At 33.0% G+C, this 816-nt stretch carries 2 protein-coding genes; both read right to left on the reverse strand.

What is annotated here, in order from left to right; translation table 11 throughout:
- Positions 1-392: hypothetical protein (locus tag PF022_RS08770; RefSeq protein WP_271023579.1), on the reverse strand; the 392-nt coding region annotated here is incomplete at its 3' end.
- Positions 382-645, reverse strand: coding sequence for a hypothetical protein (locus PF022_RS08775; protein WP_271021927.1), 264 nt, complete (start codon positions 643-645; stop codon positions 382-384). The genes PF022_RS08770 and PF022_RS08775, both read right to left, overlap by 11 nt.
- Positions 646-816 lie beyond the last annotated feature (171 nt).

The following is an 816-nucleotide window of genomic DNA, read 5'->3' on the forward strand; positions in this document are numbered from 1 at the left end:
TCTATTTCTTGTTGCAATACTTTTGTTTCTGCTAGGAGTGTTTTTTCTTGGTTTTGCTTTTGTTTATATGTTATTTGAATCTCTTTTATCTCTGCTTGTTTGATTTTTATATCATTTCTTAATGCTTCTAGTGTTAATTCATCTTCTTTGCACTTTAGCTCTTCATAGATTTTTTGTAATTCTGCTAGATAGTCTTTTAGAGTTTCTTCGCTTTCATTTTCTGGAGGTTGTGGCATTACTATTTCTCCTCCACTTGTATTTGGTAGTTCTATACTTTCACCACTTTCACTTGGGATTCCACCACCGCTTATGTTTGGTATTTCTCCTCCACTTGCATTCTCCACACTTCCACTTGCACTTGCTACATTTGGCAATATCCAATTATTGCTCATTCTCTGCCTCCTTTTGTATTCTTCCTAATCCATTACCATTTTCTATAATCATAATCTTGCCTTCTCTTCTTAACTCTCTTATACTTTTAGGTTCTTCAACATTTTCTTTTAGCATTAAAAATGCTTCCTCTTCTTCTAATGCAAAGAGATTTCCCTTTATCCCATCTACTAGCTCATCTTGGTTTTTTATTACATCAATGGCTAGATGAACTCTTTTAAGTCTGCTATCACCTGCACTTCGTATTAAGCTCATGGCTTACTCCTTTTTTGTCTAGCATTGTATGGGTTTTATTTTGCAATTGTAAGGGATAGATTGTTTTAGTCCTTATTTGCAATTCTTGCTTTTTGTATAATCTTTATTTTAGGAGTTTTTATGGAATATGTAGAGTTTATAAAGCTAATGCTAAGTGATGGGAGTTTTAAT

The organism is Helicobacter sp. WB40 (assembly GCF_027859275.1).
In the GTDB taxonomy this organism is placed as follows: domain Bacteria; phylum Campylobacterota; class Campylobacteria; order Campylobacterales; family Helicobacteraceae; genus Helicobacter_D; species Helicobacter_D ibis.

Coding starts and splice junctions, on each gene's coding strand:
- PF022_RS08775 (WP_271021927.1), bottom strand. CDS start 645: ATGAGCTTAATACGAAGTGCAGGTGATAGCAGACTTAAAAGAGTTCAT.